The sequence below is a fragment of the Plantibacter sp. 2H11-2 genome, assembly GCF_050031945.1.
Classification (GTDB): Bacteria; Actinomycetota; Actinomycetes; order Actinomycetales; family Microbacteriaceae; genus Plantibacter; species Plantibacter auratus.
In genome coordinates, this window is record NZ_JBNBBL010000008.1 from 19,018 (window position 1) to 34,505 (window position 15,488).

Genomic DNA, 15,488 nt, shown 5'->3' on the forward strand with positions numbered 1-15,488 from the left:
CACCGACCCGAGGACCAGCCATGACGACGACGCCGCCCGAACAGACGCCCGACGACCAGGCCGACCGCGACGCCGTGTGGGGCGCCCGGCGTCGACGCTTCGTCGAGGCCCGATCCGGTGCCGTCGAGCGTGCGTGGGCTCCGCGTGCGGTCCGCGTCGACGACGGGCCGTCGACGGGCCGGCGCCAGGTCGAGCTGCGCCATCTCGGCGGACTCGAGGTCACGGTCGAGGTCGACCAGTTCCTCGACCTCGGCGAGGCCTCCTGGAACGGCGAGGTCGTGTCCTTCGTCGCGCCGACGACCGCTCCGCAGGCCGAGAGCTGGGCCCGTCGCTGGCAGGGCGGTCTGCTGACGACCTGCGGGCTCACCGCGGTCGGTGTGGCCGCGGAGGCGGACGGCGGGATGCACGGTCGGGCGCATCGCATCCCGGCGACCGTGACCCGTCGCGAGGGGCGATGGACCGCGGCGGGCCGGTACGAGCTCCTCGTCGACGGCCTGCTCCGCGAGGGCGCCGTCTTCCAACAGAACCTCACGGTGACCCGCAGCATCCGAGCCGAGGTCGGCGTCGCGCGGATCCGTCTGCACGACGTCGTCCGGAACGAGGGGTTCGTCGCCGAGCCGGTGCGCCTGCTCTACCACGTGAACCTCGGCTGGCCGGTGCTGCACGGCGGTGCCGTCGTGGCGGCCGAGGCCGACGTCCCCGGCGGGGCGGGGTCCGAACGCTTGGACCCCGGTGGCTGGCGGCGGGTGATCGGCGAGCCCGAACCGGCTGCCGACGAGCAGGTCGACGCCCTCGACGCGGTCGCCGGGTCCGACGGCTGGTCCATCGCGACCCTGTCGGGCGAGGCCGGCACGGTCACGGTCCGCTTCCGGCCGGAGCAGCTGCCCTTCCTCACGGTGTGGCGGAGCACAGCCGCGGGGTCGTACGCCCTCGGCATCGAACCCGGAACCTGCTGGCCGAGTCACGCGGCCGGTCCGGATCGCGGGAAGGCGGGCCGGATCGTGGAGCCCGGGGGGTCGTTCGAGGTCGATCTCGAGATCGTGTTCGAGTCGGCGGTGGAGGACTTCGGCGACTGAGCCCACCGGCCTCCGCCAGCATCAGGTACCCGGTTTCCGAAGAATTCACGCTGGGGTATGTCATCGATGACATGAACGAGGTATGCTCGCCATGACATCGATGACATGAAGTCATCGTCGGAAGCCGACACGGACGTCGGAACCTGAACGGACACCGCCGTGCACCCTGCTGCGAACCTCGACTCGACCGCCGTCGCCTCCGTGGCCTCGGATCGACTCGTCGCCGGCCTCGACCTCGGCAGCACCGGCGTCAAGATCCTCGTGACGGACGCCGACGGCGCCGAAGTCCTCATCCATCAGCTGCCCACCCCGTGGCTCGCCGGTCCAGGCGGCACGACCGTGATGGAGGCGGCGTCCCTCATCGCCACCGTCCGGGAGCTCCTCGACCACGTCGGTGCGGAACTCGTCGACCGGTTCGGGCCGGCCGCGCGGGTCCGGGCCCTCGCCGTCTCCGGCATGGGGGAGTCCGGGATCGTCCTCGACGCCGTCGGCCGGCCCGTCGCGCCCGCCATCGCCTGGTTCGATCCGCGCGGCGCCGAACAGCTCGCGGCCCTCCCGGCTGAGATCGCCGAGCAGTTCGCCGGTCGGACCGGCCTGCCGCTCGGCGTGCAGGTCTCGGTCATCAAGCTCCTCCACCTCCGTGACGCCGGACTCGACCTCGCCGGAACGCGCTGGCTCAACCTGCCGGAGTACCTCGTCTCGGCCCTCGGCGGCGAGGAGGCCGCCGAGTACTCGCTCTCGTCGCGGACCGGCCTGCTCGATCAGGACACGGGTGAGCCGTGGCCCGAACTGCTCGACCACCTCGGCGTCGACGCGTCGTTCCTCCCGCCGTTCACCGACGCCGGTGCCCCGCTCGGCGCCGCGAGCAGCCCGTGGGTGCCGCCGGTCTTCTCCGGTGCGGCCCTGACCGTCGCCGGCCACGACCACCTCGTGTCGGCCGTCTCCACCGGCTCGTTCCCCGCCGAGCGGTACCACGTGTCGATGGGCACAGCCGAGGTCCTGCTTCGACGCCTCGACGAACCACTCCCGTTCGCCGCCCGGGAGCGCCTCGCCGAGGTGTTCATCAACTGCGTCCGTCACGTCGTGCCGGGCACCTGGGTGCTCGTCGCCGGCGTCAAGACCGGCCTGCTCATGCGTCGCACCCTCCAGCTCGTCGGGGTGACCGACCGCGCAGGGCGCGACCGCCTGGACGACGAGGTCATGGCGCTCCCGGCGGGCGGGCTGCTCGGCGACGGTGACATCTCGGTCGCGGGCGCCCGGAACGACGACGGCGTCCTCAAGCTCACGGTCCGTGCCGACGGCGCTGGGCCGGCAGAGGTCTTCGAAGCGGTGCTCCAGCACGGCAACGACGAACTCGCCGTGCTCATCGCGGCGATGGACCGCGAGGTCGCCCCGGCCACCTCGGCGCTGCTCACCGGTGGCTGGGCCAGCATGCGGTCCGTGCAACGCGCCCGAGCCGCCGTCCTGCCCGGCGTGCAGGTGTCGCACCGGTCCCAGGACACGGCATACGGCGCAGCCGTCTTCGCCGGGGCCCTCCTCGAACCCGCCATCTCCCGATCACACCCCTGACCGACCGACCACCCGACGACCCAGACCGATCCTCCCCGGCGCGACCGCTGCCGGGATCAGACCCCATCCGAAGCACAAGGAGCACCTCATGAACGCAGTAGCCACCAGGACCAACGAGCTGACGACGCTCGAACGCCGCGCCATGGCCACGATCAGCACCCCGGGCGGCGGCATGCTCATCGTCGCCGGCGACCAGCGCAACGGCATGAAGGCCGTCATGACCGACGCCCCGAACGGCGCGGCCGGCATCAGCCGTGACGAACTCGCCGAGGCCAAGAGCGATCTCGTCCGGTTCCTCGGCAACCACGCACCCGCCATCCTCCTCGACCCGGAGGTCGCCCTCCCGCTCGTCGTCGACGAGCGCACCCTCTCCCGCACGACCGGTCTCGTCGTCGGCATGGACTCCTCGGGCTTCGACACCGAGAACGGTCTGCGCCGGACGAAGTACGTGCCCGGCATGGACGCCCGCCGAGTCCGCGAACTCGGTGGCGACGCCGCCAAGATGCTGTTCTACCTGCGCTCCGACCAGCGCGAGGCCGAGCAGGTCGTCATCGACGAGATCGCCCGCCTCGTGGAGGAGTGCACCGCCGAGGGCGTGCTGCTCATCGTCGAGATCCTCGTCTACCAGCTCGACGGCGAGAGCGACGAGGCCTACGCCGAGATCTTCCCCGAGCTCGTACGCGGCGCCGCGGAGATCTCCGTCGCCGCCGGTTCCAAGGTCCTGAAGCTCCAGTACCCGGGCTCCGCCGAGGCCGCCGCAGCCGTGACCGAGGCGGCCGCCGGCGTGCCGTGGGCAGTGCTCTCCGCCGGCGTCGACCACGAGACCTTCGTCGGTCAGGTCCGCACCGCGGTCGAGAACGGTGCCGGCGGCGCGATGGCCGGTCGTTCGCTGTGGAAGGATAGCCTTTCGATCTCGTCGGCGAAGCGTGAGGAACTGCTCACGAACCGTGCGCTGCCTCGCCTCCGTGAGCTCGAGCAGGTCATCGAGACCGCGCTCGCCGGTCGCTGACGGATCGCGGGCGGCGTCCTCGGTCGCCGCCCGCGAACCAGCCCGATCCGACCACGCCACCAAGGTGGAACCACCCGAGGAGCAGCCATGGCCACGATGCAGGACGTGGCGTCCCTCGCCGGAGTGAGCTCGAAGACGGTCTCCCGCGTGTTCAACGACGACCCGCACGTGCTCCCGGAGACGCGGTCGCGGGTCGAATCGGCCATGCGGGAGCTGAACTACGTCCCGAACGTCCTGGCGCGCACCTTCCGCGCCGGGCGGTCCTCCTCCGTCGGCGTCGCGGTCCCGGACGTCGTCGACCCCTTCTTCGCCGCGGTCGTCCGCGCCGTCGAGGAGGTCTGCTCGGTGTCGGGCATCACCACCCTCGTCACGAGCATCGGCGACGACCCGGCGCGCGAGCGTGCCGTGCTCGACTCGCTGCTCCGCTCGCAGCTCATGGGGCTCGTCCTCGCGCCCGTCGCGGAGGATCAGTCGTGGCTCGCGCCGTGGGCCGAGCACACACCCATCGTGTTCGTCGACCGGGCCCCCGGTGGGCTCGACGCCGACAGCTTCGTCGAGGACGACCACCGCGGCGCCTACCTCGCGACGAGGCACCTGCTCGAGCATGGGCACACCCGGGTCGCCTTCATCGCCGACTCGGCACACCCGCCGAGCACCCGTCGCCGACTCGAGGGCTACCGTTCGGCGCTCGCCGAGAGCGGGATCGACCTCGACGACGCCCTCGTCAGCCTCGACGCGACGGACCGCGAACCGGCCGCCGCCGTTGTCGACGGTCTCCTCGCCCTCGCCTCCCCGCCGACGGCCCTGTTCTCGGCCAACGCGCGGGTGACGATGGCGCTCGTCCCAGCGCTGCGCTCGCGGGGGATCGCCTCGCTCGGCTTCGGCGACTTCCCGATGGCCGACCAGCTCGATCCGGCGGTCAGCGTCATCGAACAGGACCCGGCACGACTGGGCCGCCTGGCCGCCACCCGGGCGCTCGCCCGCTTCGGTGACGCGGACGGTGAGCACGAGCGCAGCACCGTCGTCCCCGTCGGGCTCCTCCTGCGGGAGTCCTGCGGCTGTCACCTCACCGCGTGATCCCCCGGTCGGCGGATGCGCCCCGCGCCGTCGCTCCGTAGCGTGGGAAGCTGTTCGCGACCACGGGGGATCACATGCAGCGACCGGACGACACACCGACCGAGGGCGGCTGGGCGCCGATCGGACAGCCCGCGCCTGGACCGAACCGGACGCCGATCGTCGGCGGGTCGCCCGCACCGGTTGCGGGCCCGGTGATCGGTGCCGCCGGGCGGGCCGTGCTCGCGCAGCAACCGGAGTCGGCGGCGGACCGCCAGCGCCGGCGCAACCGCGAGCTGGCCCCGATCCTGCCCACCAGGGTCCCGTGGGTCGCCGTCACGGTCTTCACCGTGCTCGCCGTCGGCCTCGCCTGGCTCATCGCCGCACCGCTGTGGCTGTCGGGTGAGGGACTCGCGAACCCGTGGTTCCAGCTCATCGCCCTCGGCATGATGTACACCCCGACCATCGCCGCGCTCGTCGTGGTGCTGTTCGTCGCCCGGCCGAGGAGCATCCCACGGCTGCTCGGACTCGCGCCCCTGCGTCCCCTCGGCCGGACCCTCGGGCTCTGCGCGGCGGCGCTCGTCGGATTCCCCGTCCTCGCGTTCTGCTCCATGCTGCTCGGGCAGGCCATCGGGCTCATCGAGCTCGACCTCGTCGACCTGTCCGGTCTCGCCGCCATCATGACCGCCTCGGGCGCCGGCGAGCTCGGGCGGGACGAGCTCACCACGGTCGCCCTGGTCCAGCTCCTCACCCTGCCCCTCGGCGTCCTGGTGGCATCGCTGTCCGCGTTCGGGGAGGAACTCGGCTGGCGCGGCTGGTTGCTGCCGAACCTCCTGCCGCTCGGCACCTGGCCCGCCCTCCTGCTCTCCGGGGCGATCTGGGGCGTGTGGCACGCACCGCTCATCCTCCTCGGCTACAACTACCAGCGAACCGACGTCCTCGGCCTGCTCCTCATGGTGGGCTGGTGCATGCTGCTCGGCGTCGTCATCGGCTGGTTGCGTCTCCGCTCCGCCTCGGTCTGGCCGGCGGTGATCGCCCACGGCGCGGTGAACGCCGCCGTCGGGGCACTGCTGCTGTTCGCCAGCCCGACGTCGATGCAGGACACCGGCAGTGTGTTCGGCACCCTGCTCGGCTGGCCGGGCTGGATCCTCCTCGCAGCGACGACGCTCATCCTGGTCGTCACCGGCCAGTTCGGTAAGCGTGCGGCGCCCGGGCTGCGTGGCTCGGAGGTCGCCTCGCCCGTGAGCTGATCTCCGACGCATGCGTGCCGCGTATGAGTCGCACCGGGCAGGCTGCTTGTCCGCCGCTTCGACGCTTGGTGCACTGGGACGATGCGCAGACCCGATCTCCCCGAGGCACCCGTCCGCCCACGTGCCGCTCACGCTCGCCGTCACGGCGGTGGGGTGAGCGCACGGGTCCGCCGTCGACGCCTCATCGTCGGCATCGCAGGCGGCCTCGTGCTCGCGCTCCTCGGGGGTGTCGGTGCGCTCGCACTGCGACTGCAGGGCAACCTCAGCTCCGAGGCCATCGCCGCCCCGACCGGACGTCCGACCGAGCCCGCGCAGCCGGGCGCACCGGACCCGGCCATCAACGTCCTCCTCCTCGGCTCCGACAGCCGTGACCTCGCGGTCGGCGACTACGGCGAGGACACCGGCACCAAGCGCAGCGACGCGATGGTGCTCGTGCACGTGTCCGAGGGCAACACCCGGATCGACGCGATGCAGATCCCGCGTGACACGCTGACCGACCTGTCGATGTGCACGGACACCGGGCGGGGGACGCCCGACGACTACGGGATGGTGAACGCGGCGTTGAACTCGGGGGCCGCCTGTTCGGTCGCCGCGGTGCAGGCGATGACCGGTGTGCCGATCGACCACTTCGTCGAGCTCGACTTCAGCGGCTTCCAGGCGATCGTCAACGGCATGGACGGGCTGGCGGTGTGTCTGCCGTCGGACATGGAGGACCCCTATTCGAACCTCGCGCTGCCCGCTGGAGCACAGGTCATCGACGGGACGCAGGCGCTCGCGCTCGCCCGCACCCGGCATGCGGTGGGTGACGGCAGCGACATCTCGCGCCTCGGCAACCAGCAGATGGTGATGTCCGCGATCGTGCAGCGGGCGCTGAGTGCCGAGGTGCTCACCCGGCCGGACCGCCTCATCCGCTTCCTGGACGCGGTCACCTCCTCGCTCACCGTCGACACCGCGCTCGGCGACCTCGCGAGCCTGACCTCGCTCGCGCACCGGGTCTCGCAGGTGCCGGCGTCGGCCATCACCTTCCTGACCATGCCGTGGACCGAGGCGCCGTCGGACGCCAACCGGGTCGTCCCGAGCGATGACGCCGCGATCGTCTTCTCGAGCCTCGCCACCGATGTCCCGGTGCCGATCGCGGGAACCGCTGATGCGTCCCCCGCCGAGCCGGTCGCCCCGGTCGAACCGGTGCGGGTCGAGGCGGTCAGCGTCCTCAACGGCTCGCAGACGAACGGGGTCGCGACGGCGACGGCCGACCGACTGACCGCCCTCGGTTACACCGTCGCCTCGATCGGCGACGCGGAGACGGACACCCCGGTCACGCTCCTGCTCGCGCGCGACTCGGACGCGGCTCGGGCGACGGCCGCCTCGCTCGCCCAGGAGTTGGGGATCACGGTCGTCGTGAGCGGCGAACCGGGACCGGACGAGGAGGACGTCGTGCTCGTCATCGGCGACGACTTCGCCTCACTGACCCCGCCTGCCGCGCCGGCGCCCGTCGAGGTCGAGTCCCGCAACGCCGCCGCGGACCTCTGCGGCTGACGCGGGTCGTCGTCAGTCCCCGGGTGGGACCCGCTCCGCCAATCGGAGGAAGGCACTCACGGCGGGTGTCCCGACGCTGTCGTGGCGCACGAGCAGGCCGATGCTCCTCGTGACCGGTGTCGGGAACCGGCGGACCCGGGCGCCGTTCGCCGCAGCCCAGTCGGCGAGACGCTCGGGCACCACGGTCAGCCCGACGCCGGCGGTCGCGAACCGCGTGAGCGCGTCGCGCTGGGTGGTCACGATGACCCGCGGTGGCTGCACGCCGAAGCGGGCGTAGGCCTCGTCGGTCACGGCGCGCATCGACGTCCCGCGCGGAAGGGTCACCAGGGTGTGCGCGGCCAGCTCGTCGCCGGTGATGGTCGGCGGCGTGTGCTCGGCCTCGCGCTCGGCGACGGTCCTGAGGCCGGGGAGGACGATCGCGAACCGCTGTTCCTCCAGGAGCCGCACCTCGACACCGGGGCCGGCGGTGGCCACATCGGCCACGCCGAGGTCGATGCGCCCGAGGTCGACGGCCTCGAGCAGTTCGGCGGAGTCGACGGCGCCCGTGACCTCGATGCGGACGTCGGGGTGCGCGGCATGGAACCGGGCGACGAGCTCCGGGACGTGGGTCGCGACGAGCGAGGGGAGCGCGCCGATGCGGAGCGTGCCGGCGGTGAGCGCCTGCTGGGCGTCGGCGAGCGCACGGAGCCCGTTCGCCTCCTGGAGCATCCGCCTCGCCGGGCCGAGCACGGACCGTCCGGCATCGGTGACCTGCATGCGCCGACCGACCCGGGTGAAGAGCGCAAGCCCGAGGTCCGTCTCGCAGCGTTGGATGCGTCTCGTGAGCGAGGGCTGCGAGATCCGGAGGACGTCGGCCGCTGCGGCGTACGATCCGTAGTCGACGACCGCGACGACCGCCTCCAGCTGCTCCAGGTTCATGCGTCGTGGGTCCGGATCATGCCTCCACGCTACCGACATCTGCTGGAGATGCCTGGGCGCCGGGGGTCCACCCCGCAACAGGATGCTTCGCCGCGGAAGCTCCTGCCCCGGAGCGGATCTCCTGCCGGGGCCTACCGAGCGCAGGCGTCGAAGACGTGGGCGGGGTCGTCGGCCGTCCGGAGGTCGCGGTCGCGCAGGATCGTGGAGAACGGGACCTGCGGATCGGCGCACACCTCGTCGAAGGTGCCGCGCAGGTCGTCGGTGTACTCGATGTCCAGCACGGCGCCTCCGTACACCTCGGTGTAGGTGGCGCACTCGTCGAAGCGGTGGCACTCCTCCGCGACGGCGAAGTCGAACCCGACGTCGTCCCGTCCTCGCGTGCCCAGCTCGGCGGCGTTCTTCTGCCCGATGAGGAGGCCCGCGTCGTGGGCGAGGTCGGCGTACCGGGTGGCGAGGGCGATCGCGTCCTCAACGGTGAGCCGACCGTCGGACCGGGTGTACGAGTCGAGGTTGTCGATCTCGACGGCGTCGAAGCCGGCCTCCGCGCAGCGGGTGATGCTCGCACCGACCCGCTCGGCGATGCGCGCGCGACGGTCGTCGGTGGAGAGGTCGAAGATGAGTTCGTCGGGCCAGTTCTCGTCGATGACCGGTTCGCCGGCGTCGTCGGTGAGGACCAGGTCCGGCTCGGCGAGCCAGGCCTCGCGATCGGCCGGCTGGCTCTGGAACCCGTTGACGTAGCAGACGGAGTACCGGTCGGGGTCGGGGGAGTCGGTGCTGTCGCGCGCGACGCCGCCCACGCCGGCCGTCGGCTCGTAGCCGCCACCGAGCTGGTAGTCAAAGACGACGTCCGTGGGGAATCCACCCGCTGAGTGGGTCGGTCCGGTGTCGGAGCTCGCACCGCTCGGGAACGTGGAGCAGCCGGCGGCGGTGACCGCGAGCAGGAGGGCGGCGCCCGCCGCGGTGAGCAGGTGCGCGCGACGGGGGAGACGGGTCATGGCTCCACCCTAGGTCGCGGTCCCGTCCCGAGGTCGCCGCTCAGCCGGTACCGTTGGGGCATGAAGTATCTGGTGTTGTTCTCCGCGGGTGCTGCGCTCATCGTGCTCGGAGTCGTCTTCGCGTTGCTCCTGGAGCTGCCGGTCGGGTTCCGGATCGCCGGGCTCGTGTCCATGCTCCTCGGCACCGTCGTCATGGGTGTGAACATCGGTCTCCAGTTCTTCGACCGCCGCAAGGAGCGCGCACGTCGGCTCTGAACCCTGACCGCGCAACCACCTGACCCGGTCGGTTCCCCGGCGTTACCCTCGATGGAACCCACCTCCACCGAGGCGGGACGACGACAACCCGGAGGCATCGTGGCGCGCGCGCTCTTCATCATCGACGTACAGAACGATTTCACCGAGGGCGGTGCGCTCGGCGTGGACGGCGGCGAGGTCGTCGCCGCGGGGGTCACGCAGCTGTTGGCCGAGCACGGGGCCGATTACGCGCACGTGTTCGCCTCACGCGACTGGCACGACGCCGAGGGCGACAACGACGGTCACTTCGCGACGGGTGAGCCCGACTACGTGACGAACTGGCCGGTGCACTGCGTCGCGGGGAGTGCAGGCGCCGAGTACCACCACGCGCTCGACACCAAGAGCGTCGACACCCACATCCGCAAGGGCCAGGGTGCCCACGGATACTCGATCTTCGAGGGCGTGACGCCCGAGGGTCTGAGCCTCGACGAGGTCCTCACGGATGCCGGCATCACGGAGGTCGACGTCGTGGGTCTCGCGACCGACTACTGCGTCCGCCGGAGTGCGCTCGACGCCATCGAGCACGGCCTGCAGGTCCGCGTCCTCGCAGGTCTCGTCGCGCCCGTCGACCGGGCCGCCGGGGATGCGGCGCTCGCCGAGATCGCTGAAGCCGGGGGAGTCGTCGTCCCCGCCTGAACTCCGTCGCCGGGCACCCGACGCAGATAGTAAGCTAGCTGCATATTCTTTCGAGCAGGGCGAGAACGGGGCGCGCGCATGACGCACGGACGACACGGCGGAACGCAGACGGACGCGGACACCCGGACGCAGCAGCGGGATCGGGCGGGTGCGCCGCGGTGGCTGCGGGTCGTGCTCCCCGCGGTCCTCATCCTCCTCTGGCTCACGGCCGCCGGCGTCGGCGGTCCGTACTTCGGGAAGGTGAGCGAGGTCGCGACCAACGACCAGACGAGCTTCCTCCCCGCGAGCGCTGACGCGACCGAGGTGCAGACGGCACTCGACGGGTTCCGGGAGGGTGACGACATCCCGGCCCTCGTGCTGTTCGTCCGCGACGGCGGGATCACCGACGAGGACCGGGCGGCGATCGACGACGAGCTCTCAGCCCTGTCCTCCACCGACGGCGTCGCCGACGGCGTCTCTCCGGCCATCCCCTCCGAGGACGGCGACGCGGTCGAGGTCTTCGTCCCGATCAGCGGCGACGCGGAGGTCGGCGACGTCGTCGAGGCCCTCCGTGCGCAGCTCGTCGAAGCCGCCCCGGCCGGCCTCGACGTCTTCGTCACCGGCCCGGCAGGGTTCACCGCCGACCTCACCGACGCCTTCGCCGGCATCGACGGCATCCTCCTCCTGACCGCGCTCGGCGCCGTCTTCCTCATCCTCATCGTCGTGTACCGCTCGCCGGTCCTCCCGTTCCTCGTGCTCGGCACCTCGCTGTTCGCCCTCTGCACCGCACTCCTCACCGTGTGGTGGCTCGCGAAGGCCGGCGTCGTCCTGCTGAACGGCCAGGTCCAGGGCATCCTCTTCATCCTCGTGATCGGTGCGGCGACCGACTACTCACTGCTCTACGTCTCGCGGTACCGGGAGGCGCTCCGCGACCACGAGCGGCGGTGGGATGCGACGTGGGCGGCGCTCCGCGGATCGTTCGAGCCGATCGTCGCGTCGGGCGGCACCGTCATCGCCGGACTGCTCTGCCTGCTGCTCAGCGACCTGAACTCGAACAAGGCGCTCGGGCCGGTCGCCTCGATCGGGATCGTCTTCTCGGTCCTCGCAGCGCTCACCTTCCTGCCCGCGCTCCTGCTGGCCTGCGGTCGCACCTCGTTCTGGCCGCTGCGCCCGAAGGTCGGGAGCGAGCACCGTGTGCGCGCCTCGTCGACCGACGACACCGCCGTGCCGACCACCGGTCTGTGGGGTGGGATCGCCCGCCTCATCTCCCGTCACGCCCGCGTCGTCTGGATCGGGAGCACCCTGCTCCTCCTCGTCGCGAGCCTCGGGGTCTTCCAGCTCAAGGCGGACGGCGTCGCCCAGAGCGACCTCATCCTCGGCACCTCCGAGGCCCGTGACGGTCAGGCCGCCCTCGGTGAGCATTTCCCGGCCGGTTCGGCGAGCCCCGTGTACGTCCTCACGCAGGAGGGCGATGCCGCGCAGGTCATCGGCATCCTCGAGGAGGCGGACGGTCTCGACAGCGTCCAGGTGCTGTCGAGCGACTCCGCGACCGGCACCGCGGACGCGACGGTGAGCGACGGGGAGGCGGTGTTCACGGCTCCCGCCGCGGGGCCGCCGGGGACCCCGGTGGCGTCCGCCGAACCGACGGTCGACGACGGCCGCATCCTGCTCCAGGCGACGCTCGACGCGGCACCGGACTCCGCGTCGGCGGAGGAGAGCGTGCGACAGTTGCGCTCGACGCTCGACGCCGAGGTCGGCTCCCACACACCGGTCGGCGGCGTCACGGCGACCGCCATCGACTCGAACGACGCGTCCATCCACGACCGGAACCTCATCATCCCGGTGGTGCTCGCCGTCATCCTCCTCATCCTCATGCTGCTGCTCCGCTCGGTGCTCGCCCCGGTCCTGCTGATCCTCAGCGTGGTGGTGTCTTTCGGGGCGGCCCTCGGGGTCTCCGCGGTCGTGTTCAACCACGTGCTCGGGTTCCCGGGCGCGGATCCGAGTGTGCCGCTCTACGGCTTCGTCTTCCTCGTGGCGCTCGGGATCGACTACAACATCTTCCTCATGACGAGGGTCCGCGAGGAGTCGCTGCGGGTCGGAACGAGGGCCGGCGTGCTGCGGGGGCTGGCGATCACGGGTGGTGTGATCACCTCGGCCGGACTCGTGCTCGCGGCCACGTTCGCGGCGCTGGGCGTCATCCCGATCCTGTTCCTCGCGCAGATCGCGTTCATCGTGGCGTTCGGGGTCCTCCTCGACACGATCATCGTCCGGACGCTGCTCGTCCCAGCCCTCAGCCACGACATCGGGAGCGCCATCTGGTGGCCGTCGAAGCTCGCGAAGGGTCGTGTCGAGCACCGGCACGCGGCCTGACCGAGGCGATCACCCTTCGACAGACTCGGCTTGACTTCCGGTCACTGAGCTTGTCGAAGTGCCGCCGGACAGGTCCTCCGCAGCGAGTACCCTGACCCAGGACAGCTACCCCTGCTCAGCGAGGAACGCCAGCACGGCGTCCTTGAACGCCCGCGACGAGACCGCGTTGAAGTGTTCGCGGCCGGGCAGCCCCACGTAGCGGGCACCGGCGGCTTCAGCGAGCCGCCGACTCCCGGCGGCGACCGCGTCGTCGTCTCCGGTCACGAGCAACATGGGCAGTGGCGGCACCTCGGCCGTGCTCGGCTGCGGTCCTCCGCGGAGGCCGTCCACCAGGGCGATGAGCGCCTCAACGTCGTTGCCCGGGACGCCCTCGGCCATCGTCACGTACGTGTCGGTGAGGGCGTGGGCGATCGTCGTCCCGGTCCTCACGTGGTGACGGGCCGCCTCCAGGTCGAAGTCGCGGAGCGAGTCGCCCTCGGGGAGACCGCCGAGGCTGAGGGAGCGCACGCGGTCGGGGTGCCGGACGCCCAGCCGCCAACCCACCCGGGAGCCCAGCGAGTACCCGAGGTAGTACGGCTCGTCGACGCCGTAGCCGTCGAGGACGGACAGGACGTCGTCGACGAGGATGTCGAGGCGGTATGCGGCCGGATCCGTCGGTTTGTCCGAGGCTCCGTGACCGCGTTGATCGAGGGTCAGCAGGCGGTACCCGGCGCGCGTGAGCGTGCGTGTCCACCCGGCGAGGTCCCAGTTGAGTCCGGCGCTCGAGGCGAAGCCGTGCACTGCGATGATCGTGCCGAGGTCGCCTGTGCCCGGAGCCGGTTCGTGGAGGTACGTCGCTACCCGGATACCGTCCGTCGACATGACGTAGGTGGGTGCGGTCGGGGCAGGCTGAGGAAGCACCCGTCAACGATACCCGCGGTGGCGCCGCACAGGCTCAGTCGACGGCGACCGGTCGTGGTCCCTGCTGCATCATCTCGGAGAGGTACGGGGCGACGACGCTCGTGGAGATGCGGCAGTCGAGCAGGAGGACGCCTTGCGCCCCGGCGTGGACCCAGTCGGTGAGTCCGTCGAGGTCCGCGAGCGTGTCGACCGTCACGCCCTGGCCCCCCAAGGCGCGCGCGACGGCGGCGAAGTCGACCTCGTCGATGAGCATCGGGGTCTGGTCGAGTCCACGCGAGCCGTACTGGTGGACCTCGGCTCCGTAGGCCGCGTCGTTGAAGACCACGATCACGCCGCTCGGCACCGTGCGGATGACGGTGTCGAGGTCGGGGAGCGCCATGAGGCCGCCGCCGTCGCCGGTGCACAGGACGGTGGTGCCCGTGTGCCCGGCCGCCGCGGCGCCGACAGCGCTCGGGAACCCGAGTCCGATCGACTGGTACGCCGTCCCGACCATGACGAGGCGGTCGGGGGAGGGGATGTCGAAGTACATCGGCGCCCAGCCGATGAAGTGGCCGCCGTCCTGCACGACCGTGCGGTCGGCCGGAAGCAGCTCGTCCAGTCGGTGCGCGAGGCTTCGTGGGTCGAGGCGCCCGTCCGCGCACAGCCCGTCGCCGGTCGAACCGTCACCCAGGTCGCGGTCGAGGTGCGGTGCTGGGCGGGCGCGGCCGGCCGACGCGACCCATCCGGACCCCGCGCCGTCGGAGAGCCGTTCCAGGAGACCTGCGGCTGCGAGGGCCGCGTCACCGTGGATGAGCTCGTCGACCCTGGCGTTCGTCGGGGCGTCGGCGAGGTCGACCTGGATGACGTGCGCATCGGCGGAGAAGGCCTCGCCGAACCGCATCGTGAACTGGTTGAGGCCGGCGCCGACGACGAGCACGACGTCCGCTTCGGCGATGCGTGTCGCGGCGTGCTCCGTCGCGAAGCCGCCGGCCACCCCGAGATCACGGGGGCTGGAACCGAAGAGCCCGCGTCCGAGCGCTGTGGTGGCGGTGTGGGCGTCGAGCCGCTCGGCGAGCTCGCCGAGGACGGGTCCGGCGTCGGCCAGCCAGGCTCCACGCCCGGCCAGGATGAGCGGACGGTGTGCGCTGCGCAGGGCGGCGGCGGCGGTGTCCAGGCGCCGTGCGACGGGCTCCACGCGGGACGGCCGGACGAGCGCCGGGTGGTGTGGTGTCCCGTCCGCCCGCAGCGGCTCGTCGGACGCCACGGCGGCGAGGTCGTAGGGGATCGCGAGCACGACCGCGGTCCGGCGGTGGACGGCGTGCTCGATGGCCCGCAGCGTGGTCGCGGTGGCGTCGTCACGACCGACGGTGAAGGTCGGGGCACCGAGCCCGGCGGCGATCTGGAACTGGTCGACGTCCCAGGGGCGGGCACCGGTGGTCGGGGCGTCACCGACGACGAGGACCAGCGGGATCTGGGCCATCACCGCCTCCGCGAGGGGTGTCAGGGTGTTGGTGAATCCGGCTCCGTAGGTCGCGGTCGCGGCAGCGAGACCGCCGCCCGCGCGGGTGTAGGCGTCGGCTGCGGCGACCCCGCCGGCCTCGTGCCGCATGGCGGTGAAGCGGGTCGTGGTCGAGGCGAGGGCGTCGAGGAGGTGCGCGTTGCCGTTGCCCATGACGCCGAACACCTCGGAGACATGGCGGCTGAGTGCCTGTGCCACCCGGGCGGAGACGGTGGAGGAGCGGATCGACGTGAGAACGGTCGACGAAGCGTGTTCGGACATGGGAGACCTTCGAGAACGTGGACGGATGGGATTCCGTGTGTGTCTCGCCGGTACTGGCCGCGCTATCGCCCTTTTTTCGAGCAACGACCCCCGTGTTGCGGAGTCTGACGAGCACACTCTACTCCGCGGTGACCGCGCTGCACA

Annotated in this window: 13 protein-coding genes; 9 read left to right on the forward strand and 4 right to left on the reverse strand. The window is 71.8% G+C overall.

All coding sequences use genetic code 11. The features are described from left to right. Positions 1 to 20: 20 nt before the first annotated feature. The 6 genes from ACQG07_RS15155 to ACQG07_RS15180 all read left to right on the forward strand — a co-directional run bounded on the left by ACQG07_RS15155 (position 21) and on the right by ACQG07_RS15180 (position 7,493). Positions 21 to 1,076 carry a DUF4432 family protein gene (locus ACQG07_RS15155; RefSeq protein WP_426738703.1) on the forward strand — a complete coding sequence of 352 codons (1,056 nt, stop codon included), beginning with the start codon at positions 21 to 23 and terminating at the stop codon, positions 1,074 to 1,076. Between the two features lie 159 nt (positions 1,077 to 1,235). Next, positions 1,236 to 2,645 (forward strand): FGGY-family carbohydrate kinase, encoded by a 1,410-nt coding sequence (locus ACQG07_RS15160; RefSeq protein WP_426738704.1) that lies wholly within the window; start codon positions 1,236 to 1,238, stop codon positions 2,643 to 2,645. Positions 2,646 to 2,733: 88 nt separating this feature from the next. Beyond that, positions 2,734 to 3,654, forward strand: a complete 921-nt coding sequence (locus tag ACQG07_RS15165) for a hypothetical protein (RefSeq protein ID WP_197479028.1) — start codon at positions 2,734 to 2,736, stop codon at positions 3,652 to 3,654. Positions 3,655 to 3,741: 87 nt separating this feature from the next. Then, positions 3,742 to 4,731 carry a LacI family DNA-binding transcriptional regulator gene (locus ACQG07_RS15170; protein WP_191941509.1) on the forward strand — a complete coding sequence of 330 codons (990 nt, stop codon included), beginning with the start codon at positions 3,742 to 3,744 and terminating at the stop codon, positions 4,729 to 4,731. Between the two features lie 74 nt (positions 4,732 to 4,805). Then, entirely contained in the window at positions 4,806 to 5,957 is a 1,152-nt protein-coding gene (locus ACQG07_RS15175) for a CPBP family intramembrane glutamic endopeptidase (protein ID WP_426738705.1), read from the forward strand. An 81-nt stretch (positions 5,958 to 6,038) separates the two neighbouring features. Continuing rightward, complete coding sequence (locus tag ACQG07_RS15180; RefSeq protein ID WP_426738706.1) at positions 6,039 to 7,493, forward strand: LCP family protein; 1,455 nt, start codon at positions 6,039 to 6,041, stop codon at positions 7,491 to 7,493. Positions 7,494 to 7,505: 12 nt separating this feature from the next. Here ACQG07_RS15180 and ACQG07_RS15185 read toward each other — a convergent pair whose 3' ends face one another. Beyond that, positions 7,506 to 8,411, reverse strand: coding sequence for a LysR family transcriptional regulator (locus ACQG07_RS15185; protein WP_426738707.1), 906 nt, complete (start codon positions 8,409 to 8,411; stop codon positions 7,506 to 7,508). Between the two features lie 131 nt (positions 8,412 to 8,542). Further along, positions 8,543 to 9,406, reverse strand: coding sequence for an endo alpha-1,4 polygalactosaminidase (locus tag ACQG07_RS15190; protein WP_426738708.1), 864 nt, complete (start codon positions 9,404 to 9,406; stop codon positions 8,543 to 8,545). A 60-nt stretch (positions 9,407 to 9,466) separates the two neighbouring features. On the opposite strand from ACQG07_RS15190, the gene ACQG07_RS15195 reads away from it, so the two are divergent. The 3 genes from ACQG07_RS15195 to ACQG07_RS15205 all read left to right on the forward strand — a co-directional run bounded on the left by ACQG07_RS15195 (position 9,467) and on the right by ACQG07_RS15205 (position 12,685). Continuing rightward, positions 9,467 to 9,661: a hypothetical protein gene (locus ACQG07_RS15195; protein WP_191941504.1), complete on the forward strand. Its 195-nt coding sequence runs from the start codon at positions 9,467 to 9,469 to the stop codon at positions 9,659 to 9,661. Between the two features lie 99 nt (positions 9,662 to 9,760). Continuing rightward, on the forward strand, positions 9,761 to 10,336 hold the full coding sequence (locus ACQG07_RS15200; protein WP_426738784.1) for an isochorismatase family protein: 576 nt from the start codon (positions 9,761 to 9,763) through the stop codon (positions 10,334 to 10,336). Positions 10,337 to 10,414: 78 nt separating this feature from the next. Then, entirely contained in the window at positions 10,415 to 12,685 is a 2,271-nt protein-coding gene (locus ACQG07_RS15205; RefSeq protein ID WP_426738709.1) for an MMPL family transporter, read from the forward strand. Between the two features lie 105 nt (positions 12,686 to 12,790). On the opposite strand, the gene ACQG07_RS15210 is transcribed toward ACQG07_RS15205, so the two are convergent. Continuing rightward, positions 12,791 to 13,585: an alpha/beta fold hydrolase gene (locus ACQG07_RS15210; protein ID WP_240044046.1), complete on the reverse strand. Its 795-nt coding sequence runs from the start codon at positions 13,583 to 13,585 to the stop codon at positions 12,791 to 12,793. A gap of 34 nt (positions 13,586 to 13,619) precedes the next feature. Continuing rightward, positions 13,620 to 15,344 (reverse strand): thiamine pyrophosphate-binding protein, encoded by a 1,725-nt coding sequence (locus ACQG07_RS15215; protein ID WP_274500644.1) that lies wholly within the window; start codon positions 15,342 to 15,344, stop codon positions 13,620 to 13,622. Between the last annotated feature and the right edge of the window lie 144 nt (positions 15,345 to 15,488).

Bases quoted from the DNA above. Each gene is read 5' to 3' on its own strand.
- ACQG07_RS15155 (WP_426738703.1), top strand. From the start codon at position 21: ATGACGACGACGCCGCCCGAACAGACGCCCGACGACCAGGCCGACCGC.
- ACQG07_RS15165 (WP_197479028.1), top strand. From the start codon at position 2,734: ATGAACGCAGTAGCCACCAGGACCAACGAGCTGACGACGCTCGAACGC.
- ACQG07_RS15170 (WP_191941509.1), top strand. From the start codon at position 3,742: ATGGCCACGATGCAGGACGTGGCGTCCCTCGCCGGAGTGAGCTCGAAG.
- ACQG07_RS15175 (WP_426738705.1), top strand. From the start codon at position 4,806: ATGCAGCGACCGGACGACACACCGACCGAGGGCGGCTGGGCGCCGATC.
- ACQG07_RS15180 (WP_426738706.1), top strand. From the start codon at position 6,039: ATGCGCAGACCCGATCTCCCCGAGGCACCCGTCCGCCCACGTGCCGCT.
- ACQG07_RS15185 (WP_426738707.1), bottom strand. From the start codon at position 8,411: ATGAACCTGGAGCAGCTGGAGGCGGTCGTCGCGGTCGTCGACTACGGA.
- ACQG07_RS15190 (WP_426738708.1), bottom strand. From the start codon at position 9,406: ATGACCCGTCTCCCCCGTCGCGCGCACCTGCTCACCGCGGCGGGCGCC.
- ACQG07_RS15195 (WP_191941504.1), top strand. From the start codon at position 9,467: ATGAAGTATCTGGTGTTGTTCTCCGCGGGTGCTGCGCTCATCGTGCTC.
- ACQG07_RS15205 (WP_426738709.1), top strand. From the start codon at position 10,415: ATGACGCACGGACGACACGGCGGAACGCAGACGGACGCGGACACCCGG.
- ACQG07_RS15215 (WP_274500644.1), bottom strand. From the start codon at position 15,344: ATGTCCGAACACGCTTCGTCGACCGTTCTCACGTCGATCCGCTCCTCC.